This is a genomic window from Terrihabitans rhizophilus (assembly GCF_033898525.1).
Classification (GTDB): domain Bacteria; phylum Pseudomonadota; class Alphaproteobacteria; order Rhizobiales; family Methylopilaceae; genus Flaviflagellibacter; species Flaviflagellibacter rhizophilus.
This window is the reverse complement of record NZ_JAXAFJ010000001.1, coordinates 523,809-547,298: the sequence shown is the minus strand read 5'-3', so window position 1 is coordinate 547,298 and position 23,490 is coordinate 523,809. Positions and strand designations below refer to the sequence as shown.

General features: G+C 65.8%; 18 protein-coding genes and 1 riboswitch. Of the genes, 8 read left to right on the top strand and 10 right to left on the bottom strand.

The window, feature by feature from the left end; translation table 11 throughout:
- Positions 1 to 34 precede the first annotated feature (34 nt).
- The 4 genes from SCD90_RS02440 to SCD90_RS02425 all read left to right on the top strand — a co-directional run bounded on the left by SCD90_RS02440 (position 35) and on the right by SCD90_RS02425 (position 5,534).
- Positions 35 to 1,219, top strand: a complete 1,185-nt coding sequence (locus SCD90_RS02440; RefSeq protein ID WP_319843024.1) for an MFS transporter — start codon at positions 35 to 37, stop codon at positions 1,217 to 1,219.
- 169 nt (positions 1,220 to 1,388) lie between these two features.
- Positions 1,389 to 2,594 carry a Na+/H+ antiporter NhaA gene (gene nhaA, locus SCD90_RS02435; protein ID WP_425265621.1) on the top strand — a complete coding sequence of 402 codons (1,206 nt, stop codon included), beginning with the start codon at positions 1,389 to 1,391 and terminating at the stop codon, positions 2,592 to 2,594.
- A gap of 310 nt (positions 2,595 to 2,904) precedes the next feature.
- Positions 2,905 to 3,384 carry a hypothetical protein gene (locus SCD90_RS02430; protein WP_319843023.1) on the top strand — a complete coding sequence of 160 codons (480 nt, stop codon included), beginning with the start codon at positions 2,905 to 2,907 and terminating at the stop codon, positions 3,382 to 3,384.
- A 257-nt stretch (positions 3,385 to 3,641) separates the two neighbouring features.
- Positions 3,642 to 5,534, top strand: a complete 1,893-nt coding sequence (locus tag SCD90_RS02425; protein WP_319843022.1) for an L-lactate permease — start codon at positions 3,642 to 3,644, stop codon at positions 5,532 to 5,534.
- On the opposite strand, the gene SCD90_RS02420 is transcribed toward SCD90_RS02425, so the two are convergent.
- Genes SCD90_RS02420 through SCD90_RS02405 form a run of 4 tightly spaced genes read right to left on the bottom strand, consistent with a single transcriptional unit; the run spans position 5,501 to position 8,949 of the window.
- Positions 5,501 to 6,502 (bottom strand): TRAP transporter substrate-binding protein, encoded by a 1,002-nt coding sequence (locus SCD90_RS02420; protein ID WP_319843021.1) that lies wholly within the window; start codon positions 6,500 to 6,502, stop codon positions 5,501 to 5,503. The two genes, SCD90_RS02425 and SCD90_RS02420, sit on opposite strands and share 34 nt — an antisense overlap.
- Before the next feature lie 43 nt (positions 6,503 to 6,545).
- On the bottom strand, positions 6,546 to 7,823 hold the full coding sequence (locus SCD90_RS02415) for a TRAP transporter large permease (RefSeq protein ID WP_319843020.1): 1,278 nt from the start codon (positions 7,821 to 7,823) through the stop codon (positions 6,546 to 6,548).
- Positions 7,820 to 8,398 (bottom strand): TRAP transporter small permease, encoded by a 579-nt coding sequence (locus SCD90_RS02410; RefSeq protein ID WP_319843019.1) that lies wholly within the window; start codon positions 8,396 to 8,398, stop codon positions 7,820 to 7,822. Before SCD90_RS02410 ends, SCD90_RS02415 begins: the two co-directional genes overlap by 4 nt.
- The gene (locus SCD90_RS02405; RefSeq protein ID WP_319843018.1) at positions 8,395 to 8,949 is read right to left on the bottom strand and encodes a gluconokinase; all 555 of its coding nucleotides are present in this window, start codon (positions 8,947 to 8,949) and stop codon (positions 8,395 to 8,397) included. The genes SCD90_RS02410 and SCD90_RS02405 overlap by 4 nt, the downstream gene beginning before the upstream one ends.
- 124 nt (positions 8,950 to 9,073) lie before the next feature.
- Between SCD90_RS02405 and gntR the strand changes: the two genes are divergently transcribed.
- Complete coding sequence (gene gntR, locus SCD90_RS02400) at positions 9,074 to 10,114, top strand: HTH-type transcriptional regulator GntR (RefSeq protein WP_425265620.1); 1,041 nt, start codon at positions 9,074 to 9,076, stop codon at positions 10,112 to 10,114.
- A gap of 34 nt (positions 10,115 to 10,148) precedes the next feature.
- On the opposite strand, the gene SCD90_RS02395 is transcribed toward gntR, so the two are convergent.
- From SCD90_RS02395 to SCD90_RS02385, 3 genes are all read right to left on the bottom strand, one after another.
- On the bottom strand, positions 10,149 to 11,969 hold the full coding sequence (locus SCD90_RS02395; protein WP_319843016.1) for a sensor domain-containing phosphodiesterase: 1,821 nt from the start codon (positions 11,967 to 11,969) through the stop codon (positions 10,149 to 10,151).
- 201 nt (positions 11,970 to 12,170) lie between these two features.
- Positions 12,171 to 13,301, bottom strand: a complete 1,131-nt coding sequence (locus tag SCD90_RS02390) for a sensor histidine kinase (RefSeq protein ID WP_319843015.1) — start codon at positions 13,299 to 13,301, stop codon at positions 12,171 to 12,173.
- A 239-nt stretch (positions 13,302 to 13,540) separates the two neighbouring features.
- A complete protein-coding gene (locus SCD90_RS02385; protein ID WP_319843014.1) occupies positions 13,541 to 13,981 on the bottom strand; it encodes a Ros/MucR family transcriptional regulator in 441 nt (146 codons plus the stop codon).
- A 350-nt stretch (positions 13,982 to 14,331) separates the two neighbouring features.
- A riboswitch (guanidine-I (ykkC/yxkD leader) is annotated at positions 14,332 to 14,428 on the top strand.
- 108 nt (positions 14,429 to 14,536) lie between these two features.
- Here SCD90_RS02385 and SCD90_RS02380 point away from each other — a divergent pair.
- Genes SCD90_RS02380 through SCD90_RS02370 form a run of 3 tightly spaced genes read left to right on the top strand, consistent with a single transcriptional unit; the run spans position 14,537 to position 17,248 of the window.
- Positions 14,537 to 15,601 (top strand): putative urea ABC transporter substrate-binding protein, encoded by a 1,065-nt coding sequence (locus tag SCD90_RS02380; protein WP_319843230.1) that lies wholly within the window; start codon positions 14,537 to 14,539, stop codon positions 15,599 to 15,601.
- A 58-nt stretch (positions 15,602 to 15,659) separates the two neighbouring features.
- Positions 15,660 to 16,478 carry an ABC transporter permease gene (locus tag SCD90_RS02375; protein ID WP_319843013.1) on the top strand — a complete coding sequence of 273 codons (819 nt, stop codon included), beginning with the start codon at positions 15,660 to 15,662 and terminating at the stop codon, positions 16,476 to 16,478.
- Positions 16,475 to 17,248: an ABC transporter ATP-binding protein gene (locus SCD90_RS02370; protein ID WP_319843012.1), complete on the top strand. Its 774-nt coding sequence runs from the start codon at positions 16,475 to 16,477 to the stop codon at positions 17,246 to 17,248. The genes SCD90_RS02375 and SCD90_RS02370 overlap by 4 nt, the downstream gene beginning before the upstream one ends.
- A 186-nt stretch (positions 17,249 to 17,434) precedes the next feature.
- Here SCD90_RS02370 and atzF read toward each other — a convergent pair whose 3' ends face one another.
- Genes atzF through SCD90_RS02355 form a run of 3 tightly spaced genes read right to left on the bottom strand, consistent with a single transcriptional unit; the run spans position 17,435 to position 23,485 of the window.
- On the bottom strand, positions 17,435 to 19,231 hold the full coding sequence (gene atzF / locus SCD90_RS02365; RefSeq protein ID WP_319843011.1) for an allophanate hydrolase: 1,797 nt from the start codon (positions 19,229 to 19,231) through the stop codon (positions 17,435 to 17,437).
- Positions 19,228 to 22,818, bottom strand: coding sequence for an urea carboxylase (uca, locus tag SCD90_RS02360; protein ID WP_319843010.1), 3,591 nt, complete (start codon positions 22,816 to 22,818; stop codon positions 19,228 to 19,230). The genes atzF and uca overlap by 4 nt, the downstream gene beginning before the upstream one ends.
- 7 nt (positions 22,819 to 22,825) lie before the next feature.
- On the bottom strand, positions 22,826 to 23,485 hold the full coding sequence (locus SCD90_RS02355; RefSeq protein ID WP_319843009.1) for an urea amidolyase associated protein UAAP2: 660 nt from the start codon (positions 23,483 to 23,485) through the stop codon (positions 22,826 to 22,828).
- Positions 23,486 to 23,490 lie beyond the last annotated feature (5 nt).

Sequence of the window (23,490 nt, the reverse complement as noted above, 5' to 3'; positions counted from 1 at the left end):
TGCCGAATGAGCGCGTGCAACTCGGCGCCATCTGATGATCTCGACCACACTGCCAGGTCTCGGGCTGGCGCGACGCCGCCGGGCTATCGGAGCCCTCGGCATCGGCCAGATCCTCGCCTGGGGGTCGAGCTATTACCTGCCGGCGGTTCTGGCGGCTCCCATCGCGGCCGACACCGGGTGGTCTCTCGGCATGGTGGTTGGCGGTCTCTCGGCGGCCATGCTGGTCGCGGGGCTGGTGTCCGTTCAGGTCGGCCGCTTGATCGACGGGTATGGCGGGCGCGTCGTGCTTGCCGCGAGTTCGGTTCTCCTCAGCACCGGCCTGGCGGCGCTGGGCAGTTCCTCCAGCCTTCCGATGTTTTTCGCCGCGTGGGCGCTGATCGGCGTGGGAATGGGCGCGGGCCTTTACGACGCCGCGTTCAGCTCGCTTGGTGCGATGCTGGGTCGGGATGCGCGGACCGCCATCTCGACCCTCACGCTTTTCGGTGGTTTCGCCAGCACGATCTGCTGGCCGCTGAGCGCCTTTCTGGTGGAGGCGGTCGGCTGGCGAGGCGCCTGCTTCACCTATGCCGCCCTGCACCTCTTGATCACGCTTCCGCTTTACCTGACTCTTCCGGGCGGGCGCGGGGCAGGTGCGCACGCCGGCACGGAGGCGGCGCAGGTGGAGCCGCGGAAGCCCGGCATCGTGCTGCTTCTCGCCGCCGTCCTGACTTTGGCGGCCTTCATCCAGTCCGCGATGTCGGTGCACCTCCTCACCATCTTGCAGGCGCACGGCCAATCACTCGCGGCGGCGGTATTCCTAGGCGGCCTTATCGGCCCCTCGCAGGTCGGTGCCCGCGTCCTCGAACGGGTGCTCGGCGCGCGCTACCACCCCGTGTGGACCATGATGGCGGCAACGCTTCTGGTGGCGCTGGGGCTGATGCTCCTGTTCGGGATCGGCAGCGCGCCTGCCTTGGCGATCATGCTCTACGGCGCAGGCGTCGGCATCAACTCCATCGCCAAGGGCGCGCTTCCGCTCGCCCTTTTCGGGCCGCATGGATACCCCGTGCTGATGGGCAAGCTGGCACGGCCGAGCTTGATCGCGCAGTCTGCCGCTCCCGTGGCGCTCGGCATGCTGATCGGCGTCAATGTGTCGGCCGCCAATCTGGCCATCGTGGCGGCGGCGTGCGCGAACCTCGCTCTGATGGCATGCCTTTTCCTCGCGGTGCGGGCGCGAACCTGACCTTCCGCTCACTGTGCGCCGCCAAGGCGTAACTGGCCGAAGCGTGCGCTTATGCTGGCCATTTCGCACGTCTGAGCTATAGTTACGCCGCAGGCGCGTGCTGCGTGCGCCTTGGGCTTCCCTAAAACCACGGAGAAGAAAGAAACCTTTTATCGAGGAAGGCGAAGCTATGGCCGCAGCCAAAACCCCACGTGAGATGTCCCCGCGTCCGTCAGGCTTTTTGCGTCGTTTCATGGCGAGCGAGGCGGCGGGCGGTCTGATCCTGATGTTCACCGCAGCCCTTGCGCTGGTGGTCGCGAACTCCCCCCTTGCCAGCACGTATACAGGCGCTCTCGGCACCTACATCGCGGGACTCAGTGTCCTGCACTGGATCAACGATGCGCTGATGGCGGTGTTCTTCCTGCTGGTCGGCCTTGAGATCAAGCGGGAGGTGGTCGGCGGCCAGCTTTCCACCTGGTCGAGCCGAGCTTTGCCGGGATTGGCGGCTCTGGGCGGGATGATCGCTCCCGCACTGTTCTATGTGGCCTTCAATGCGGGTTCCCCCGAGACATTGCGCGGATGGGCCATCCCGGCCGCGACGGACATCGCTTTCGCTCTCGGCGTATTGTCTCTGCTCGGCTCGCGCGTACCTCTGTCGCTGAAGGTCTTCCTCACGGCCCTTGCCATCATCGATGACCTCGGAGCCGTGGTGATCATCGCGCTGTTCTATACCGCGGAACTCGATGTGATGGCCCTGCTGGGCGCCGCGGCTGTGACGGTTGCCCTGGTCGTGATGAACCGCGCACGCGTGCATTCCCTCATCCCCTACGTGGTCCTCGGCGTGGTTTTGTGGGCGCTGGTGCTCCTTTCCGGCATCCACGCGACGCTTGCGGGCGTCGTGCTTGCCTTCACCATTCCGCTTGTCGTCGATACGCCGGACACGCAGCAGACGGAGCCGCCACTCCTGAAGCTCGAACACGCGATCCAGCCCTGGGTAGCCTTTGCGGTGGTGCCCATCTTCGGCTTCGCGAATGCAGGGGTGTCCTTCGCCGGCTTCTCGCCCGGCAACCTGCTCGACCCCGTTCCTCTCGGCATCGCGGCGGGCCTGTTCCTCGGCAAGCAGGCGGGTGTGTTCGGCTTCGCGGCGCTTGCCATCCGGCTCGGCTGGGCTGCCCTTCCGGACGGTGCCAACTGGCGGCAGCTCTACGGTGTCTCGCTGCTCTGCGGCATCGGCTTCACCATGAGCCTGTTCATCGGCCTTCTGGCGTTCCCCACCTCGGTCCAATTGCAGGACGAGGTGAAGGTGGGCGTGCTGATGGGGTCGCTGCTGTCCGGCCTCCTCGGCGCGCTGCTGCTGGCCACGACGCCGTCACGCCGTTGGGCCGAGGAGGCTTAGAAGTCGCGGCACTTCTCCGACCATACGACCCAGGCCAGGGATGGCCTGGGTTTGCGCCTGAGCGCAGGAAGCCCAGATAGGACGCAGCCGTGCGCTCCGCCCGACCAGGTTGCGGACACCGATCCGCCAAGGCCGCACCAATCTTCAAGCATGCCGCGTTCGCCCGTGCCGGCTAGGCGGACTATGTCGCCCGCCAAATGCTTGTCCCGTGAGCCACAGCCTCTGCTGTCGGCCACCCGCGCCGCCGCTCTGTGTGAATCCGTGTCCGAACGGTGATAAGCTTGCCATCGCAATCGGAGCCATCTGCACCATGGACCTCAAGAATGAACGCCTGCCGGCACGGGATCTCGCCGTTCGCATCGCGCAATCTGCGTCCATTCCGGAACGCGACGCGCTGAATGCGTGGGTCTCCCGGCTGCTTCAGGTCCGGGCGTCGTCCGGCAACCCGGCCGTGAAGGCGAAGGACGCGCTGGCGGCAACCATGGACAGGCACCTCCTGTGGCCGGCTCTTCGGACGATCGCACGGGAGATCCGGCGGCTTGGATGGGATGAACGCGGTGCGGCCGCCCGGGTCGGCCTGCTCGGCGCGGCGGCCGCCATTGCGCTTTCCGGCTCCGGTGCCGTCAGCATCGCCGCGCTCGGCACCACGGTGGGCGTGCCGCTTTGGATCGTGTTCGGCGGCCGTGGCGGAACATTCGCCAAGGCTCTCCAGGAGGAGCTGGAACTCCGCGGCGCCCCCCTGTCGGGCGGTGCGACCTACAAAGTGCTTGAAGCCGACAAGCTGCCTTAGCCCCGATGGGTGCGTGCGAAACGTGCCGAACGACGGGCACGCGCGGTTCGGCCATCTCGGATACGGAGACGGGGTCCAGGCGCAGGGCCGCTTCGAAGCGGCAAACATTACGGCCGCTGGGTGCCTGTCAGATCACGATGTCCTGATCAGGACAGCTCAGGCTACCGCCGGCAGGCGACCGTCTTTTAAAGTTGGCCCCCTAGACCAGCGTCCGCTACGCCGTCGATCCCATAATTTAAAAATTCCAGGAGGAACTTGTGCCCCAAGGCTTGCTCTTCGCTCTGGCATTGCTTCCGATAGCTATCGTTCTCCTTCTTCTTGTCGAGATGCGCCGTTCGGCCAAGCTGTCCATGCTGGTGGCCTATGTCGCGACCGTGGCCCTCGCGCTCGGCGTCTGGAGCCAGAGTGTCGGCACCGTTGCAGGTGCGACCGTCAACGGCGCGGTGACGGCACTTGCGCTCCTCTTCATCATCTTCGGAGCCATCCTCCTGCTGCAGACTGTGCAGGAGAGCGGCGCCATCAATGCTATTCGGCAGGGCTTCACGGATCTGTCCCCCGACCGGCGCATCCAGGCCATCATCATCGCGTGGCTGTTCGGTTCCATGATCGAAGGCGCCTCCGGCTTCGGCACCCCCGCCGCCGTCGCCGCGCCGCTTCTCGTGGCGCTGGGCTTCCCTGCGATGGCTGCAGTCCTCGCCACTCTCATCATCCAGTCCACGCCCGTCTCCTTCGGCGCAGTGGGAACGCCAATGCTGGTCGGCGTCACGACCGGACTGTCGAACAATGAGGGCGTCGCGCAGAGCATCGCGCCGCTCACCCTTCCGGAATACATCGTCCAGCTGGGAGCGAACGTGGCGATGGTCCACGCCATCGTGGGCTTCGTCATTCCCGTGATTATGGCTGGAATGCTGACGCGTTTCTTTGGCGCCAACCGCTCGTTCCGCGAGGGGTTCGAGGTCTGGCCGTTCGCGCTGTTCTGCGGACTGGCCTTCACCATTCCCTATTATCTGGTCGCGTGGCTCCTCGGGCCCGAGTTTCCGTCGCTCGTCGGCGGCCTCATCGGCCTGCTGATTGTGGTGCCTGCGGCACGGCGCGGTTTCCTGATGCCCAAGACGGTGTTCGAGTTTCCCGCGCGCGCCGGCTGGAACGGCCACTGGTTCGGCAGCATGCAGGCCGACCCTGCCGCTGCTCCGGCTGCCGCTCCCGGCGGGGCCGCCACTCCGGCGGCAGGGCATCACATCTCGCTGCTGCGGGCTTGGTCCCCCTATGTCATCGTGGCTGTGCTGCTGATCGCCACGCGCACCATCGCGCCACTCAAGGCCTTCCTGACCTCGCCGGACACGACGATTGCCTTCACCGACCTGTTCGGCTCTGGGATCAATGCGAGCGCACAGCTGCTTTACTCTCCCGGCACCGTGCTGATCATCGCGTCGTTGATCTCGTTCTTCCTGTTCCGGATGAGCGGAGCGGCCTATGGCCGTGCCTGGTCCAACTCGGCGCGAACGATGATCTCCGCCGCGCCGGCCCTGCTGATTGCGGTGCCAATGGTGCAGGTCTTCCTGAACACGGGACGCGGTCCGCTAGAGTCGATGCCGCTGGTGCTCGCCGAGACGGTGGCGTCGGTCACGGGCTCGGCCTGGCCGCTGTTCTCGCCGCTGATCGGCGCGCTCGGGGCCTTCATCGCGGGCTCGAACACCGTGTCGAACATGATGTTCTCGCTGTTCCAGTTCTCGGCCGCCGAGCAGATCGGCCTGACCGGCCTTGCCACCATTGCCGTGGTCACGCTCCAGGCGGTCGGCGGCGCGGCCGGCAACATGATCTGCGTGCACAATGTGGTGGCGGCTTCGGCCGTGGTCGGCCTCGTGGACCGGGAAGGCGAAATCATCCGCATGACCCTGATCCCGATGGCCTATTACGCTGCAGGCGGGGCTGGTCGGAATGGCCCTGATCTATGGCGGCGTGTGGTGGGTGCTGGCCATCGTCTGGCTGGCCGTGACTCTCGCGGTCATGGCTTTCAACCGCGGCAAAGCGGCCTCGGCCCGCGCCGTGCCTGCGGAGTGAGGGCGCCTTTGCGAGAAAGCCGCGGCAGCGCTGCTGCCGCGGCTGATCGGGCGCGCTACTTGCCGCGGACGGTGGTGATCTCGGCCTGAACCTCGTCCCACAGCGGCTTGCCGACGGACGCGATCACCTGGTCGATCACGTCCTTGGACTTGTCGCGGAACTTGGCGATCTCGGCTTCCGGCAGCGTGGCGACGTCCATGCCGCCGCTCTTCAGGTCTTCGAGCGCTTTCGCCGAAGTCGCGCGGTTGTCCTCACGCTCGAAGGTGCGGGAGGCGATGGCGGCATCCTTCAGGATCTTCTGCTCGTCGGCCGAAAGCTTGTCCCACCACTTCTTGCTGACGAGCACGACCCACGGGCTGTACATGTGGTTCGTCACCGTCAGGTATTTCTGCACCTCGTAGAACTTGGACGACAGGATGGTGGTGAACGGGTTCTCCTGACCATCGACAGCCTTGGTCTCGAGCGCGGTGAACAACTCCGAGAACGCCATGGGCACCGCATTCGCGCCCACGGCCTTGAACGTGCCGAGCGCGACCTGGTTCTGCATCACGCGAACCTTCAGGCCTTCTACATCCTCGGCCTTGGTGATCTGCTTGCGGCTGTTGGTGAGGTTGCGGAAGCCGTTCTCCCAGTAGACGAGGCCGACGAGGCCCTTCTCCGGCAGCATGTCGAGCAGCTTCTGGCCGGTCGGGCCGTCCAGAACCGCGTCGGCTTCCTTTTCGTTGGCGAACAGGAAGGGGGTGTCCCAGATGCCGAACTCCTTGACGGTGCCGACGAGCGTGGCCGTGGAGCCGACCATCATCTCCTGCGCGCCGCCCACGAGGGCGCTCTGCATCTGCGTGTCCGGGCCCAGCGAGGCGGCGCCGATGCTGCGCACCTTCATCTTGCCGCCGGATGCCTTCTCGACATCCTCGGCGAATTTGCGGACGGCGCGGCCCTGCACGCTGTCCTCATTGAGGCCGTAGCCGAAGCGGATGAGGCGCGACTGCACGTCCTGTGCGGCGCTGGAGACGGTGCCGAGCGCAAGGAACAGCGCTGCGGTGGCAAGATGCTTCATGTTGTCCTCCCTTTGATGTCGCGGGCTTTTCCGCAGTTGTCCGTCAGTGCAGCCAGCTTGCAGGGACGGTGATGAGTTCAGGGAATATGACGAACAGGCCGATCAGCACCGTGTAGGCGATGACATAGGGCCAGACGCCGCGGATGACGCCCTGCATGGACACGCCCGCCACGCCGCAGACCACGTTCAGCACCGTGCCCACGGGCGGGGTCAGCAGGCCGACGGCGCCGGTGATGACGAACATCACGCCGAAATAGACCGGGTCGATGCCGGCCTTGACCACCAGCGGCGCCAGAACGGGACCGAGGATCAGGATCGTCGGCGTCAGGTCCATCGCCGTCCCCACGAGGGTCAGCAGGATCACGATGGCGGCCATGAGCAGCTTCGGGTGGTCGAGGATGGGCTCGAGCATTCCGATGATCTCGCCGGGCAGGTCGGCAAGCGTGATCATGTAGGAGGTGAACATCGCCGACGCGACGAGGAACATGACGACGGCGGTGGTCTTGGCCGAGGCGATGAACACGGCCGGAAGGTCCGACACGCGCAGGCCGCGATAGACGAACAGCCCGATGATCAGCGCGTACACGGCCGCCACGACCGCCGTCTCGGTGGGCGTGAACAGGCCCGCGCGCAGTCCGCCGATGATGATCACGGGCATCAGCAGGGCCCAGAACGCGTCCACGATTGCGCGGAAACAATCGCCCCAACTGGCGCGCTCCTCCACGGGAACGTTCTCTTTCCGCGCGATCCAGCTCCAAACCACGAACAGGGTGCCGGCCATCATCAGGGCCGGGGCGATGCCGGCCATGAAGAGCTTGGTGATCGAGACATTGGTGGCGACGCCGTAGATGATGAACGACATGCTGGGCGGGAAGATCGGCGCAATGATGCCGGCGGATGCGATGAGGCCGGACGAGCGCTCCAGATTGTAGCCGTAGCGCCGCATCATGGGGATCATGAGCGCAGCCACAGCGGCCGTGTCGGCGATGGCGGAACCGGACAGGCTTGCGAGCAGCAATCCCGTTCCGATGGCGACGAAGCCGAGGCCGCCACGGATGTGCCCGAAGAACGTCATCGCGAGGTGGACGATCCGCCTGGACAGCCCACCCGCGTTCATCAATTCGCCGGCCAGCAGGAAGAACGGCACGGCCATCAGCGGGAAATTGTCGGCGCCGTTCAGCAGGTTCTGCGCGACCAGCTGGGCATCGAAGAAATCGAGGTGGAACATCAGCGCCACGCCGCTGAGGATCAGCGCGAAGGCGATGGGCATTCCAAAGGCCATGAGGCCGAGCAGCGATCCCAGGAAGACGACGATGGTCATGGCTTCGGCGCCTCGGGCGATGCGTGGACGGCCTTGGCCCTGGCATCCGTCGCGATCAGGACTTCGTCCTGGCCAGCGGTCTCGCGCACCTGCACCAGTTCGTCCTCGCGGACGCGACCTGTCAGGAGGCGCAGCAGGTCGAGGATGTACAGCGCAGCCATCGCAATTGCGCAGACAAGGCCCGCAGCGGCATAGGCCGCCTGCGGAATGCCGGTCACCGCCGTGCGGCTCTCCATGCCGATGACGGTCTGCTGCCAGCTTCCCTCGGCGAACAGCCACAGCGCGTAAAGGATCAGCAGGTCCATCGCAGCCAGCGACAGTTTTTTGCCCGTGGGGCCGAAGCGCTGCACCAGCATGTCGATGCCGACATGCGCCCGCTCATGCACGGCGAGTGCGGCTCCGAAGAAGATCAGCCACACGAAACAAAGGCGGGCGATTTCCTCGCCCTCGGGAAAGCCGGAAGCAAGGAGGTACCGCCCCGCAGCATTGGCGAAGACGAGAACGACCATGACCGCAAGGAGCACGGCCATGCTCCATTCAACCACGCGCACCAGAAGACGGGAGACCTGGTTCATGCCGTCACCGTTGACGCCGGTGTAAGATGCAGCAGCTTGCCGGCTTGCTCCAGCAACTCGCCGGGCTCGCGGGCGATATCCAGCGTGACGGCGTTTTCATCAGGCCCCGGTGGTTCAAGGTCGCCGAACTGGCTGTCGAGCAGGCTGAGCGGCATGAAATGCCCTTCGCGAAGTGCCATCCTGCTGGCGATCAGGTCCCGGCTTCCCGCGAGGTGCAGGAAGATGACGCGCGGGCTCGCCGCCGCCAGGCGTTCGCGGTAGCTCCGCTTCAACGCGGAGCAGGTCACAACCAGTCCACGGCAGGGATCGGCGTCGGCAATGATGCCGGCGATCGTGTCGAGCCAGCCAAGCCGGTTCTCATCGCTGAGCGGCAAGCCGTGGGACATCCGCTCCACGTTCTCCGCTGGATGCAGGTCGTCGCCCTCGACGAAGTGGAACCCGAACCGGGCGGCAAGCGCCTGTGCAATGGAAGACTTTCCGCTGCTCGAAACGCCCATGACCACGATGACGTGTGCGGCACGCACGGGGGCAGATCCGCTGATCTCGATCATTCGCTCCCTGCTCGTGTTCTTCTTCGTTGCAGAAATGGTAGCGCTACCATTAACGTGGGTCAAGCTGGGTCATGCGCCTTTTGCGCTGCCCTGCAGTTTGCCAATCGCTGGGAGGATGACGAGAATGGACCGCACCTCCAGAAGGCGCCGCGGCGCCGGCCGGCCGACCATCGCGGACGTGGCGCGGCTCGCGGGAGTAAGCCCCATCACGGCGTCGCGCGCCTTGCGCGAGCCACAGAAGGTCTCCGAGGAATTGCGCGGCAATGTCGCCGCCGCAGTCGAGGCGCTCGGCTATGTGCCCGATCCGAATGCGCGGGCGCTTGCATCGTCGCGCACGGACGTGATCGGCGTGATCGTTCCGTCGCTCACAAACAACGTCTTCGCCGATGTCCTGCGCGGGATGTATGACGCGCTGGAAGGCCAAGCCTATCAGATCCAGCTGGGCAACAGCCGCTACCAGCCTGCGGAGGAGGAGCGCCTTCTCACGACCTTCGCGCGGCAGAAGCCCTCGGCGCTCATCGTCTCCGGCATCGACCAGACCGAGACGGCCCGCGCGATCCTGCAGGACGCGGACTGCCCCGTCGTCCAGATCATGGAGACGGGACCCGACCCCATCGACATGATGGTTGGCTTCTCACACCGGGATGCGGGCGCGGCCGTCGTGCGCCATCTTATCGCCTCGGGGTACCGACGGATCGGCTTCATAGGCGCGCGCATGGACCCGCGCTCGCAGCGCCGCCTGCAGGGCTACCACGATGCCATGGACGAGGCGGGGCTCGGGGATCCCTCCATCATCATCACCACGCCGGCGCCTTCTTCGGTGACTTTGGGTCGCCACCTGTTCCGCGACCTCGCGACCCGCTCCGCCGGTCTCGACGCCGTGTTCTGCAACAATGACGACCTCGCGCTCGGTGCCTTGTTCGAATGCCAGAACATGGCACTGCCTGTTCCGGGCCGGGTCGGCATTGCCGGCTTCAACGACCTGGAGATGATGGCGGCCGCTACGCCTTCGCTCAGCAGCGTCCGCACCTATCGGTACGACATGGGCCTGCTGTCCATGCGCATGGCGCTGGGTGCGATCCAGGAAGAACCCATCGAAGAGCGGATCGTGGATCTCGGCTTCGAACTAGCTATGCGCGACAGCACGGCCGGGCCCGCCACGTAAGCTGAGCCGAAACCGCCGGCTTACGGAACCGCTCTCAGTTCCAGTGCAGGTCGTTCGACAGATCTGCCAGCCGCCGCAGAGGCAAAGGCGGCAAGGACCGTTCCTCAAGCCACGATATCATGTCCGCGGCTGGAAGGGGACGACACATCAGGAACCCCTGGGCCTCGTCGCAGCCAAGCTGCTGCAAAAGGCGGTAGACCTCCTCCGTCTCGACGCCTTCTCCCACGACCCGGTAGCCGAGATCGTGGGAGAGGGAGATCATGGCTCCTACGAGGGTGGATGATCGCGGGTCGGAGCCCAGGGTTTTCATGAACGAGCGATCGATCTTCAGCACCTTGGCAGGAATGTGCTCCAGATAGGAGAGGCTGCTGTAGCCTGTCCCGAAATCATCGATGGCGATCCCGAGGCCGGCGTCGTTGATGCGCTTCAGGTGCTCGATAGGAAGTTCACCCTTCTCGATGATCGCGCTCTCGGTCAGTTCGATCTCGATGGCCGAGGGCGGCAGACCTGCAGATGTCACCGCCGCGATCAGCCGCTCGGCAAAGTCTTCCTCGGCCAGGTTGGAGGCCGAGATGTTCAGCGACAGGACGAGGTTGCGCCCGAGGGAGATCCACTCGGCAGCCTGCATCAAGACGGACCTGATCACCCATTCCGTCACGTCACGCGCAAGCCTGGTCTGCTCGATCAGAGGCATGAACTCGCCGGGCGAGACAGCGCCGAGCACCGGGTGGTTCCACCTCAACAGCGCCTCCGCGCCCACGCAATGGCCCGAGCGAAGATCGATGCGGGGCTGATAGGCCAGCCACAGTTCGCCGGGTCGCACGAGTGCTTCGCGCATTCGGCCGATAAGCGCGAAGCGGCGGCGGTGGGCTTCATCGAGTGCGAGCGAGTAAATGCCGGCGCCCGTATCCGCGTCGCGCGCATCCTGCGCGGCGCTATGGGCCATGCGCAGGACATCGCGGGGAGCGGCTTTGCCTAGAACAAAGGGCGCAAGGCCGATCGCGGGCGTGATCGAGAAGGTCTCCCCTGCAAGGCGGCTATCGGCAAGCAATCCTGCCCTTACCTGCAGTGTTTCGGCAAACAGCTCCTCCAGATCCTGTCCGGTGGAAGCATATGCATATTGGGTCGCCGCGATATGGTAGAGGCCCGAGGTGCGGCCCAGCGTCTGCCGCACCGAGCGGCTTGACGACGCTATCAGGTCGTCCAGGAAGGACGGACCCGCGACACGCAGCAAATTCGCCAGGTCGACAGCGCTGATGAGATCGATCACCGTCACGCAGCAAGCCTTGTCGGCCTTGTCGCGCGCCAGATCCTCAAGATCATCGAGCAATTGGTTGCGGTTCGGCAGGCCGCTCACCGGATCGATGCGGCCGAACGCGTGTTGCAACTCGATCTGGGCCATCACCATGGCAGCCAGGTCCTCAAGGGCGGAGATCTCTTCAGGCGTCGCGTCACGCGGCTCCGTACCCAGCACGCACAGGGCGCCGAGCGCGTGGCCATCCCGCGTCACAAGAGGAGCGCCAGCGTAGAACCTGATGCCGGAGCGGCCCAGATGACTGTCGCGGTAGCAGGCGCTGTCCTGAAAGTCCTTGATGACCACGGTGCCGGCGAATTCCGAGACTTCAGAACACGGGGCGTTCTCGCGCGGGATCTGCCAGTGATCGACGCCGATGCGGGACTTGAACCACTGACGGTCAGCGTCCGTCAGCGATACCGCGGCGATGGGCAGGTCGAAGATGCGGCCGGCTGTTCGCGTGATCCTGTCGAAGCTTTCGCTCGGTGGGGTATCCAGGATGTTGAGGTTGCGTAGAGCGTCGAGGCGAACCTGTTCGACCTGAATTCTTGAATCAAACACGTACATACCCGGCCAACATGCCCGCCCTGGAGCGTCGATCAGCACGATAGCACGTGCCGGGGGGGCGAACCGGACATCCTGTGGCTAGGGTAATCGTCGGCTTAACGCCTTCGCCAAGGACATGCTGCCGGTCCCTCGTATGGGTCTCCGCAGAAGTTCTGGCAGTCCGAGGCCGGGCGAAAACAGCGTGCGACGGAAGCCTTATTGCTGCTGCATGGCGTCCAGCGGCGCGCTGAAGCGAGCCTGCAATCCTGCGGGAAGGTAGTGGATCTCGCAGGCTCCCGATCCCACCAGGCCCATCCCGATCAGGCGCGACCCGAACCCACGACGTGCGGGTTCGCTCGCGGGCGGTCCTCCGGTCTCGGTCCAGTTCAGGACGACGTCGGTGGCGTCGCTGTTCGCCTCCAGGTGCCATGCAACAGACACGCGGCCGCCATCGACGGAGAGGGCGCCATACTTCAGCGCGTTGGTCGCCAGCTCGTGGATCAGCATCGACACGGAGAGGGTAGCGCGGGGGCCGATGGTGAGGTCCGGCCCGGACACGTCGAACCTGAAGGGCGCATCGAAGATGCCCAGCGCCGCCTTGGCCACCGTCCGCATGTCCGCAGCCGCCCAGCTTTCCCGGAGAAGCACGTCATGGGCGGCCGCTATGGCGATGATGCGCTTCTTGAACGCCGTAACCGCGTCCTGCTCCGTGACGCCGCGGAGCGTCTGATTGGCTATCGCCTGCACCATGGCGAGGGTGTTCTTGAGGCGGTGGGATAATTCAGCGTTCAACAGCTGCCGCTGCGCTTCAACCTCATGCTGCTCCTTGAGGGCCCGCCGGAGGTCGAGCTGGGTCATGACCTGGCCGGCCAGACGCTGCAGGTTTTCAGCCTGTGCCGTGGTCAATCCGTGGGGACGCGGCACGCGGTCGATGACGCACAGCGTTCCTATGATGATCCCCGCCGCCGTGATCAGCGGAGCGCCGGCATAGAAGCGGATGTGGGGTTCTTCGGTCACCAGGGTATTGCCGCGCGTCCGGGGATCCAGCGCGAGGTCGGGGATGATCAGGAGGTCCGAGGACTGCAGGGCGTGCGCACAGACTGATTGCTCGATCGGCGTCTCGCAGGCATCGAAACCCTCCTTTGCCTTGAACCATTGCCGGTCGGCCGCAACAAGGCTGACCAGCGCCACCGGGGTCGCGCAGATCTCGCGCGCAAGATGCACGATATCGTCGAAACCTTGTTCGGCCGGAGTGTCGAGGATGTCGTAGGAGGCCAACGCGGCAAGCCGCGCTTCCTCGATCTGTTCGCCAGTCAGGCCAGGCGCAACAGGGCTGTGCTGTTTCAAGCGGTCACGGGATCGGCAGCGAAAGCGGGGGAGGTCGGCGTCAGCATGGGCCTTCATCGCACGATCCCGCGCATTCCTGAAGGGGAGGATCGCAAGGCCGGATCAGCGAAACGGCTGCGCCCGTCATCCCGAACTGGTGGACGGACGAGACACCGCGAGCTGGCGACGCCCAAACAGAAAGCTCCCACGACCTCGCGGCCGTGGGAGCTTTCTGGATCGATGCTGGGAGATAGTGGAGATCAAGCCTTGGCAGTGGCTCGCTTTGCGGTCGCCCGCTTGCGCGCCTGTCCAAGGCCCATCTGCTTCGCAAGAGCCGAGCGCGCCTGGGCGTAGTTCGGCGCCACCATCGGGTAGTCGGCCGGAAGGCCCCACTTCTCGCGGTACTGCTCGGGGGTGAGGTCGTATTGCGTGCGAAGGTGCCGCTTCAGCGATTTGAACTTCTTGCCGTCTTCCAGGCAAATGATGAAGTCCGGCGTGATCGATTTACGCACGGGGATCGCGGGAGCCTGCGCCTCGGCCTGCTTTTCTTGAACAGGACCCGACAACTTCAGCACCGCTGCATGAACATCCGCTATCAGCTGGGGGAGATCGGACGGACGCACGGTGTTGTTGGCGACATAGGCGGTGACGATTTCCGCAGCCAGGTGAAGATGATCCGTGTCGTCGACAATATCGTTCATAGTAAGCAACCTACTTTTTTAACCTCGCCGCCCCAGCCAGCAGCCATTGGCCGCATCAAGACCTAAGATCAGTCCCGCTGCAAGACTTCTAAGGTTTTAAGAACAATCTATTGCTGATGAAGGGCTGCAAGACACATAGGCTGCGTCAGCTCTCACAGCGAAATGTCGGGCTTCAGTTGATGCACCGGCGCCTGATCGCGGAAGTCGCGGTCTCGGCCAGGTGGTTCAGGAATGCTCTTTAGCAGCATGCCCGCAGAAGCGACGCAATGATGAAAACTTGTGCAGGCGCGTCGCTCTTGCAGGCCGGCCACGCGTTCAGGGCAGGTGGCACGCAACCTGCATTGCTAGGCTCATAATGCATCTAGGGTTCCGGCTCGCCTGAGCGCTGGTCCGAGAGATGCACTCCCGCCTCAGGCGGAGCCACGGCGGGATAAAAGCCCGGGAGATCCTAAGCCGCGAGGGACCAGAGGTCCGGTCGCGGGCGGGTCTCGACGCCTTGACCAGCCCCGACAGGACAACCGGACTTCGCAGAGCCCCCGAGACGAGGAGTTCATGATGCGAACGGGTATCCTGCGCTGGTTTGGCGCCCTCTCTGCCGCGGCCGTTTTTGCCGCCACGCTTTCCGCACCGGCCGCGGCCGCTCCCAAGAAGGAGTTCAAAGTCGGCTGGTCCATCTATGTGGGCTGGGTGCCGTGGCAGTACGCCGAGGACAGCGGCATCCTGAAGAAGTGGGCCGACAAATACGGCCTCACCGTGGATGTCGTGCAGATCAACGACTACGTGGAATCGGTGAACCAGTTCACGGCCGGCCAGTTCGACGGCGTGACGGTGACGAACGGCGACGCGCTGGCCATTCCGGCGGCCGGCGGCGTGGATTCCACGGCGCTCATCCTGGGTGATTATTCCAACGGTAATGACGCCGTCATCCTCAAGGGCAAGAAATCCCTGGCCGACATCAAGGGCCAGCAGGTCAACCTCGTGGAGCTGAGCGTTTCCCATTACCTCATGGCGCGCGCGCTCGAGACGGTCGGCCTCAGCGAGAAGGACGTGACGGTGGTCAACACCTCCGACGCGGACATGATCGCGGTGGCCAGCACGCCCGATGTCACGGCCGTGGTGACCTGGAACCCGCTCGTCTCGGAGATCAAGGCGCTGCCCGGCATGACGGCGGTGTTCGACTCCAGCAAGATCCCGATGGAGATCATCGACATGCTGCTGGTGAACACCGAAGCCCTCAACGACAACCCGGACTTCGGCAAGGCGCTCGCCGGTGCGTGGTACGAAACGCTGGCAGCGCTCGGAAAAGGCGGCGAGGCGCGCGAGGCGATGGCAAAGCTTTCCGGCAGCACACCCGAAAGCTTCGACGACCAGTTGAAGACGACGAAGCTCTACTCCGACCCGAAGGAGGCCGTCGCATTCGCCCGCGATCCAGCCCTCGTCGAGGCCATGGACCGGGTGCGCAAGTTCTCCTTCAGCCATGGCCTGCTGGGCGAGGGCGCGAAGAGCCCGGACGAGGTCGGCATGTCGTTCCCCGGCGGCAAGACGCTGGGCAATGCGGGCAATGTGAAGCTGCGTTTCGACGATACCTACATGAACATGGCGGCCACCGGCGCGCTCTGAGGATCAGGCGCGGCGCCACGGTGCCGCGCCGCTCTGACCTCGTTCGGCGAGAGATGTGATGCGGCGCCTTATCAACCTCAAGCCTGATCGCGGCGCGTCCTTTCTTTTGGGCGCGCTGCCTTTCGTGCTCCTGCTGCTGGTCTATCTCGTGGCCTCGGGGGCGCGGCTGGCGGAGAACCCGAACGACAAGCTGCTGCCGGCGTTCTCCAGCTTCGCCGCCGCCATCCAGCGCATGGCTTTCGAGCCTGATGCACGCAGCGGACAGTACCTGCTCTGGGCGGACACGGCGGCGAGCCTGACGCGCCTCGGCCTCGGGCTCGGCATTGCCACTCTGGCCGGCCTCGTCTTCGGCATTTTGATCGGGGTGCTGCCCTATGTGCGGGCGGTGTTTGCGCCGCTCGTGGCGGTGCTCTCGCTTATTCCGCCCATGGCGATCCTGCCGATCCTGTTCATCACGTTCGGGCTGGATGAGTTGTCGAAGGTGATGCTGATCGTCATCGGCGTCGCGCCCTTCCTGATCCGCGATCTCTCGGCGCGCGTGCTGGAGATGCCGGGCGAACTCGTCATCAAGGCGCAGACGCTCGGCGCCTCCACATGGCAGATCATCGTGCGCGTGGTGCTGCCGCAGATGCTGCCGCGCCTTATCGATTCCGTGCGGCTTTCGCTCGGTCCCGCATGGTTGTTCCTGATCTCGGCGGAGGCTATCGCCGCCACCAACGGGCTCGGCTACCGCATCTTTCTCGTCCGCCGATATCTCGCGATGGACGTGATCCTTCCCTACGTCGCGTGGATTACGCTGCTGGCCTTCCTCATCGATTTCCTGCTGCGGCTGCTGAACGCCCGCTGCTTCCCCTGGCTTGCGAGGAACGCGCGATGAGCGCCGTCGAGATCCGCAATCTGTGGAAGGAGTACGGGGATCAGGTGGTGCTGGAGCGCATCAACCTCTCCGTGCCCTCCGGTGAGTTCTGCGCGCTGATCGGGCCCTCCGGCTGCGGCAAGACCACCTTCCTGCGGATGATGCTCGGCATGGAGCAGCCCACGCGCGGCACCGTCACGCTGGACGGCGCGCCCCTGCCGAAGGAACCGGGACCTGACCGTGGCGTGGTGTTCCAGCGCTATTCGGTGTTCCCGCATCTGACCGTTCTGGAGAACGTGTTGCTGGGCCTCGAATTCGAGCGTTCGCCGCTGCTCGGCAAGCTGTTCGGCGCGCGCCGCCGCGCCTCGGTGCCCGAGGCGAACGCCGTGATCGAGGAGGTCGGCCTGCGCGACAGCGTGGACAAATATCCGGGCGAGCTTTCCGGCGGCATGCAGCAGCGCCTGGCCATCGCCCAGACGCTGGTGCGCCGCCCGAAGGTTCTGCTGCTGGACGAGCCGTTCGGCGCGCTCGACGCCGGCACCAAGGTCCAGATGTACGAACTGGTGCGCCGGCTGTGGCGCGAGAACGGCATGACCGTGTTCATGGTCACGCACGACGTGAAGGAGGGATTCGCGCTGGCGACCCGGGTGCTGGCCTTCGATAAGGTGCGGCGCGACCCGCAGGCACCTGGCGCCTATGGGGCCAACATCACCTACGACCTGCCGCTGAACGCGAAGGCGGAACGGCGTGATCTGATGGAGCGGCTGCGGGTGAAATCCGAGGCGGGGTGATTTGAGTGGGCCAGCGTGGCGTGCGGCGCTCCCTGAGCTTCAACCGCGTCTCGGAGGGCATGGGTCCCGGCCTTCGCCGGGACGCGCGAAGGTTCCTCGAGTTCAGGGGGTCCCGGCGAAGGCCGGGACCCATACGTTTCAGCGTCCGGTGGTAGAGAGCTCCACCAACGTGGCGCAGAGCCGGTTCTACTGGGCGCCAAGATAAGCGCGCCAGCCGCCATGCACCGTGATGTCGGTGGCTGATGACAAGGCGTGCGGCTCGCAGATGAAGCCCTTTACCTGCGCCCCGTCTTCCAGGGTCAGGGTGCCGATGCCCAGCGGCGGCGGGATTTCCGCGACGAAGCTGCCGAAGGCGGTTGCCGGCATGCTCCAAACCTCGACCTCGATGAGCCCCGCGCCTTCCCCGTCGTAGGCTAGGCCGGGCTTCGGCGGCGTGGTGCCGGACAGCGCATAGAGGCGGTAGCCGGGAGCGGTGCGGGTGGCGCAGACGAGATGCGCACCCCGCGAGGTAAGCTGGTGGTTGAGCGGCTGCCCCATCAGATGCGCGCCGACCACGGCAAGCTCGACATGGCCGGTGCGCGATGCGGGCCGCGCCGTAAGGGCGGGCAAGGGATGCCCTGTATTGCCGACCGACGGCTGGCCAAGGCGCCGGTGCAGGCGATCGGCAAGGGCTGCGATGGCGCCATCCTCGAACGCGTGCCCGATCAGCGTGACGCCGAATGGCAGGCCGTTCGGCCGGAAGCCTGCGGGAACGGCGATGGCGGAAAGATCCATCAGGTTCACGAAATTGGTGTAGGCGCCAAGGTTGGAGTTCAGGCGCACCGGATCCGCCAGCATGTCCGCGATGGTGTAGATGGTGCCGGCGGTAGGCAGCAGCATCACGTCCATGCGGGCCCACTCGGCCTCCGCGCGGCGAGTGAGTTCCGCCAGCTTGTACTGACCTTCGAAGGCATCGACCGCGCTGTACTTGTCGGCCCCGAGAATGATGCCGCGCACGACCTCGTGGATGCTCTCCGGCTTCGTGCGCGCGAAGCCCTTGATGGCGGCCAGCCGCTCGGCGACCCAGGGGCCGGCATAGAGCAACTGGGCCGCGTCCTGGAACAGCGCGAGATTGAACGGCACGGCAGTGCCGCCAAGCGCTTCCAGATGGGCAACGCTCCGATGGAACAGCCTTTCCGCCTCGGCGTCGCCGAAGAAGTCGGGGGTGTCCGGCACACCGAAGCGAAAGCCGGGCTCCCACTCCGCGCCGGCAAAGGTCGCGGCTGGCGCGTGGCGGGAGTAGATGTCCTCGGCGTCATAGCCGCCGGCGATCTCCGTCACCGCGAGCGCATCATCGACGGAGCCGGCGAAGACCGACACCACGTCCTGGCTGCGGCAGGCCGGCAGGACACCCCGCGTGGAGATCAGCCCCTTGGTCGGCTTGAGGCCGACAATGTTGTTGAAGCTGGCCGGCACGCGCCCGGAGCCGGCGGTGTCGGTGCCGAGTGAAAAGCTGACGAGACCAGAGGCAACAGCCACCGCCGAACCGGAGCTCGATCCACCCGACACATAATCCGCGTCGAACACGCAGGAGGGAATGCCGAAGGGCGAGCGCGTGCCGTTAAGCCCGGTGGCGAACTGGTCGAGGTTCGTCTTGCCGATGAGGATGGCGCCGGCGGCTTCCAGCCGCTCGATTACATTGGCGGAACGCTCCGGCACGAACGCGAAGTCGGGGCAGCCTGCCGTGGTGGGCAGGCCGGCCACGTCGATATTGTCCTTCGCCGCGAACGGCACGCCGAACAAGGGCAGGCTCTGCCCTGCCACACGGGCGGCCGTTATGGCCTTGCACCTGTCCAGAAGGTCTTCCTCCGGAACCAGCGTGATCCAGACCGGACGTTCGCCGCCGGCGACGATCGAGGCGCGGATGTCCCGGACGAGGTCCGCGGGATCGAGCCCGCCGGCATAGGCCGCGGCGAGGGCGGCGAGGTCGATGGGGCGGTTCATGCGGCTTTCTCCGGCATCAGGACGGCCAGGGTCTGCCCCAGCGAAATGGCTCGGCCTTCTACGCAGCGCAGTTCATGCACCACGCCATTGGCCGGCGCCTTGACCTCGATTTCCATCTTCATGGCTTCCACCACGATTAGCACGTCGCCGGCCGACACACGGTCTCCCGGCGCGACGTTTATCTTCCAGACGCTGCCGGGAATGGGGCTCGGCACGGCGCTGCCGCCCGGCGGCAACGCATGCTCGTCCTCTTCAGGCTCCGGCTCTCGTTCCATGAACACGGCCTGTCCGGAGGCTTCCCAGCGGGCGCGCTCCTCCTCGAAGGCGTTCTGCTGGGTCGTCTTGAAGGCTGCGATGCCCTCTGTATTCTCGGCGAGGAAGCGGCGGTAGTCCGCCAGCCTGAAGCGTTCGGTCGTGATGCGAAGACCGACTTTTCCGTGCGGGAAGTCGTCCCTGAAGCGCATGAGCTCCTCATGTGAGACCTCGTAGAACCGGATCTGGTCGAAGAAGCGCAGCAGCCACGGCTTGCCGCGTTCGAACTCCGCCGTGCTGCGCCACGCGTTCCAGACCTGAGAGGTGCGGCCCACGAACTGGTAGCCGCCGGGTCCCTCCATGCCATAGACGCACAGATAGGCGCCGCCGATGCCAACTGCATTTTCCGGCGTCCATGTGCGGGCCGGATTGTACTTGGTGGTGACGAGGCGGTGGCGCGGGTCGAGCGGGGTCGCCACCGGCGCGCCGAGATAGACGTCGCCGAGACCCAGCACCAGATAGCTGGCCTCGAACACGATGCGCTTCACGTCCTCGACGCTGTCGAGCCCGTTGATGCGGCGGATGAACTCGATGTTCGACGGCGCCCACGGCGCGTCCGGCCGCACCGACTGGGTGTATTTGCGGATGGCGAGCTGGGTCTGCTCGTCGTCCCACGACAAGGGCATGTGGACAATCCGCGTCTCCACCTCCATGTCGTCTATGGAGGGCAGGGCGTCCTCCGCCTCCTGCAACAGCGCGAGAAGCGCGCCGAGGGGCAGGTGTTCGGGATCGTAGTGCACCTGCAGCGAGCGGATGCCGGGTGTCAGGTCCACGATCCCCGAAGGCTCGCGGCGCTCCACTTCCAGCATCAGCGCATGGACGCGGAAGCGCAGGTCGAGGTCCAGCACCAGTGGTCCATATTCCACCAGCAGATAGCGGTCGCCCTGCCGGCGGTAGACCACGGCCGGGTTCTCACCCCGGGCCGCGCGCGTCAGCAGCACCGCAGCGTCCGGGCCGGCGTCGCCGACCGGAGCCGCCTCAACCGGTGCGAGCGCGTCGATGCTGGCGGTCTGGTCGGCCTCCGCCTGATCGGCCACGCGCGGATCGAGGCGCACGAAGCGCACCCGGTCGCCGGGCGAGAGCTGCCCCATCTTCCAGATTTCGGCCTGCACGATGGTGACGGGGCAGACGAAGCCGCCGAGGCTCGGCCCGTCGGGTCCGAGGATCACCGGCATGTCGCCGGTAAAATCCACCGCGCCGATGGCATAGGCGTTGTCGTGGATGTTGGAGGGGTGCAGGCCCGCCTCGCCGCCATCTGTGCGCGCCCATTGCGGCTTGGGGCCAATGAGCCGAACGCCGGTGCGGTTGGAATTGTAGTGCACCTCCCAGTCCGTCGCGAACAGAGTGGTGATGTCGTAGTCGGTGAAGAAGTCCGGCGCTCCGTGGGGGCCGTAGAGCACGCCGATCTGCCAGTCGCGCGTGAGGGTGGGACGCAACTCCTCGGGGATCGCGGCAAAGTCTGTTGGCTGGGCGCCGGTGATATGCAGCACATCGCCCGGCAGCAGCGCACGCCCGCCATGGCCGCCGAACTTGCCCAGCGTGAAGGTGGCGCGCGAGCCTAGATAGGCCGGCACCTGAAAGCCGCCGGCCACCGCCAGATAGGCGCGAGTGCCGGCCTCCGTGGCGCTGCCGATCGCCAGCACTTGCCCTGCCCCGACAGGCACGGGCTCCCAGAACGGCACCGGCTGTCCGTCGAGCGTGGCGGGCATGGCGGCCCCCGTCAGGCACATGGTCGTTGCGCGGTCGAAGCGTAGCGTTGGTCCGGAGAGGGTGAGTTCCAGCGCCGCCGCATCCGCCGCATTCCCGAGGGAGCGGTTGGCGAGGCGGAACGACAGGTGGTCCATCGGCCCCGACGGGGGCACGCCCACGGACCAGTAGCCCGTGCGGCCCGGCCAGTCCTGCACCGTGGTCTGGGTGCCTCCGCTGATGACCTCGATCGTTGAAGGGCGGTAGTCCAGTCCCTCCAAGGTGCGGGTGGTGATCTCGCCCCGCTCAAGGGCAGGCAGCACCGCCAGATAGCGGAGATAATCGAGATTGGTCTCGATGCCGGCCAGTTCGGTTTGGTCCAACGCCGTCGCGAGCTTCGCCAAGGCATCCCTGCGGTCCGAGCCATGGACGATGAGCTTGGCGATCATGGGATCGTAGAAGGGCGGCACCTCCGTGCCGGCCTTGACCCAGGTCTCGACCCGGGCATCCGGGAAGCGCACATGCGTCAGCAGGCCGGCGCTGGGGCGGAACGCCCGGCCCGGATCCTCCGCATAGAGGCGCACCTGTATGGAATGGCCCTTCGGCTCCGGCCGGCGCTCCAGCGGCACGTCCTCGCCCGCTGCCTGCCGCACCATCCACTCCACGAGATCGATGCCCGTCACCTCCTCGGTGACGCCGTGCTCCACCTGCAGGCGGGTGTTCACCTCAAGGAAATAGAAGGCGCCCGCGTCCACGTCGTAGAGGAATTCGACGGTGCCGGCATTGGCGTAGGACACGCTTTCGCCGAGCCGCTCTGCGATGGCGAATAGAGCGGCGCGCTGCTCGTCCGTGAGGCCGGGCGCGGGTGTTTCCTCCACGACCTTCTGGTTGCGTCGCTGCGCGGAGCAGTCCCGCTCGCCCAGCGCCAGCACGCGGCCTGCGCCGTCACCGAAAATCTGCACCTCGATGTGGCGGCCGCGTTCCACGAACTTTTCGAGGAAGACGCCCGCATCCTTGAAATTGTTGCCGGCGAGGCGCGTCACGCGCTCGAAAAGCGGGCCGATCTCCTCTGCCGTGCGGCAGAGCTGAAGGCCGATGCCGCCGCCGCCGGCGGTGCTCTTGATCATGACCGGATAGCCGATGCGCTCGGCCTCCGCGCGGGCGGCGTCCACATCCGCGATCAGCCCGCCGCCGGGCGCCAGTGGCACGCCCGCCGCTTCCGCCAGTTCGCGGGCGCGGTGCTTCAGCCCGAAAGCGCGCATGTGCTCCGGGCCCGGGCCGATGAAGGCGATGCCAGCGGCTGCGCAGGCTGCCGCGAAGTCCGGGTTCTCGGAGAGGAAGCCGTAGCCGGGGTGGATGGCCTCGGCGCCTGTGCGCCTGGCAGCATCAAGGATGGCCTCGGCGTTCAGGTAGCTCTGCGCGGCAGGGGCTGGGCCGATGCAGACGGCTTCGGTGGCCCGAGACACGTGCAGGGAGTGCCGGTCCGCTTCCGAATAGACAGCGACGGAGGCTACGCCCATGCGGTCGAGCGTGCGGATGATGCGGCACGCGATGGCGCCGCGATTTGCGATCAGGACCTTGCGGAACATGGCGGCCTCACGCCTCCGCCATGGCGGGCGCGTCCCAGATCAGGAGCTCGACCGGGGTCGGATTGTAGGCATTGCAAGGGTTGTTGAGCTGCGGGCAGTTCGAGATCAGGACGATGACGGACATCTCCGCGCGCATCTCCACATACTTGCCCGGCGCGCTGAGGCCATCGGCAAAGGTCAGCCCGCCTTCCGAGGTCACCGGCACGTTCATGAAGAAGTTGATGTTGTGGGTGATGTCGCGCTTGGTCAGGCCGAACTCCGGATGCTCGGCCACGGCCAGCATCCAGCTGTCGCGACAGGCGTGCATGGTGCGCTTTTCCAGATCGTAGCGCACGGTGTTGGCCTCGGTGGAGCAGGCACCGCCCACGGTGTCGTGCCGCCCGACGGTGTCGGCGGTGATGGTGAGCATGGCATTGCCCTCGTCGGACAGGATGCGCGTGCCCGTGCCGAGGAAGATGTTGCCCTGTTCGCGGATCGTGTCGGTGGCGCTGTAGCGCTCGCCGGGATTTTCCGCGCTGAAGAACAGTGTGTCGGCGGCCTGATTGCCTTCCAGGTCCACGATGCGGAGGGTTTCGCCGCGCTTCACAATATGCAGCCAGTAGTCACCTGCCGGTACCGTCTGGCGGTACATGGCTTGGGCGGGGTTGAGGGTGCTTTCCGTGTTCATGACGC

Bases quoted from the DNA above. Each gene is read 5' to 3' on its own strand.
- SCD90_RS02440 (WP_319843024.1), top strand. From the start codon at position 35: ATGATCTCGACCACACTGCCAGGTCTCGGGCTGGCGCGACGCCGCCGG.
- nhaA (WP_425265621.1), top strand. From the start codon at position 1,389: ATGGCCGCAGCCAAAACCCCACGTGAGATGTCCCCGCGTCCGTCAGGC.
- SCD90_RS02430 (WP_319843023.1), top strand. From the start codon at position 2,905: ATGGACCTCAAGAATGAACGCCTGCCGGCACGGGATCTCGCCGTTCGC.
- SCD90_RS02420 (WP_319843021.1), bottom strand. From the start codon at position 6,502: ATGAAGCATCTTGCCACCGCAGCGCTGTTCCTTGCGCTCGGCACCGTC.
- SCD90_RS02415 (WP_319843020.1), bottom strand. From the start codon at position 7,823: ATGACCATCGTCGTCTTCCTGGGATCGCTGCTCGGCCTCATGGCCTTT.
- SCD90_RS02410 (WP_319843019.1), bottom strand. From the start codon at position 8,398: ATGAACCAGGTCTCCCGTCTTCTGGTGCGCGTGGTTGAATGGAGCATG.
- SCD90_RS02405 (WP_319843018.1), bottom strand. From the start codon at position 8,949: ATGATCGAGATCAGCGGATCTGCCCCCGTGCGTGCCGCACACGTCATC.
- gntR (WP_425265620.1), top strand. From the start codon at position 9,074: ATGGACCGCACCTCCAGAAGGCGCCGCGGCGCCGGCCGGCCGACCATC.
- SCD90_RS02385 (WP_319843014.1), bottom strand. From the start codon at position 13,981: ATGAACGATATTGTCGACGACACGGATCATCTTCACCTGGCTGCGGAA.
- SCD90_RS02380 (WP_319843230.1), top strand. From the start codon at position 14,537: ATGCGAACGGGTATCCTGCGCTGGTTTGGCGCCCTCTCTGCCGCGGCC.
- SCD90_RS02375 (WP_319843013.1), top strand. From the start codon at position 15,660: ATGCGGCGCCTTATCAACCTCAAGCCTGATCGCGGCGCGTCCTTTCTT.
- SCD90_RS02370 (WP_319843012.1), top strand. From the start codon at position 16,475: ATGAGCGCCGTCGAGATCCGCAATCTGTGGAAGGAGTACGGGGATCAG.
- atzF (WP_319843011.1), bottom strand. From the start codon at position 19,231: ATGAACCGCCCCATCGACCTCGCCGCCCTCGCCGCGGCCTATGCCGGC.
- uca (WP_319843010.1), bottom strand. From the start codon at position 22,818: ATGTTCCGCAAGGTCCTGATCGCAAATCGCGGCGCCATCGCGTGCCGC.
- SCD90_RS02355 (WP_319843009.1), bottom strand. From the start codon at position 23,485: ATGAACACGGAAAGCACCCTCAACCCCGCCCAAGCCATGTACCGCCAG.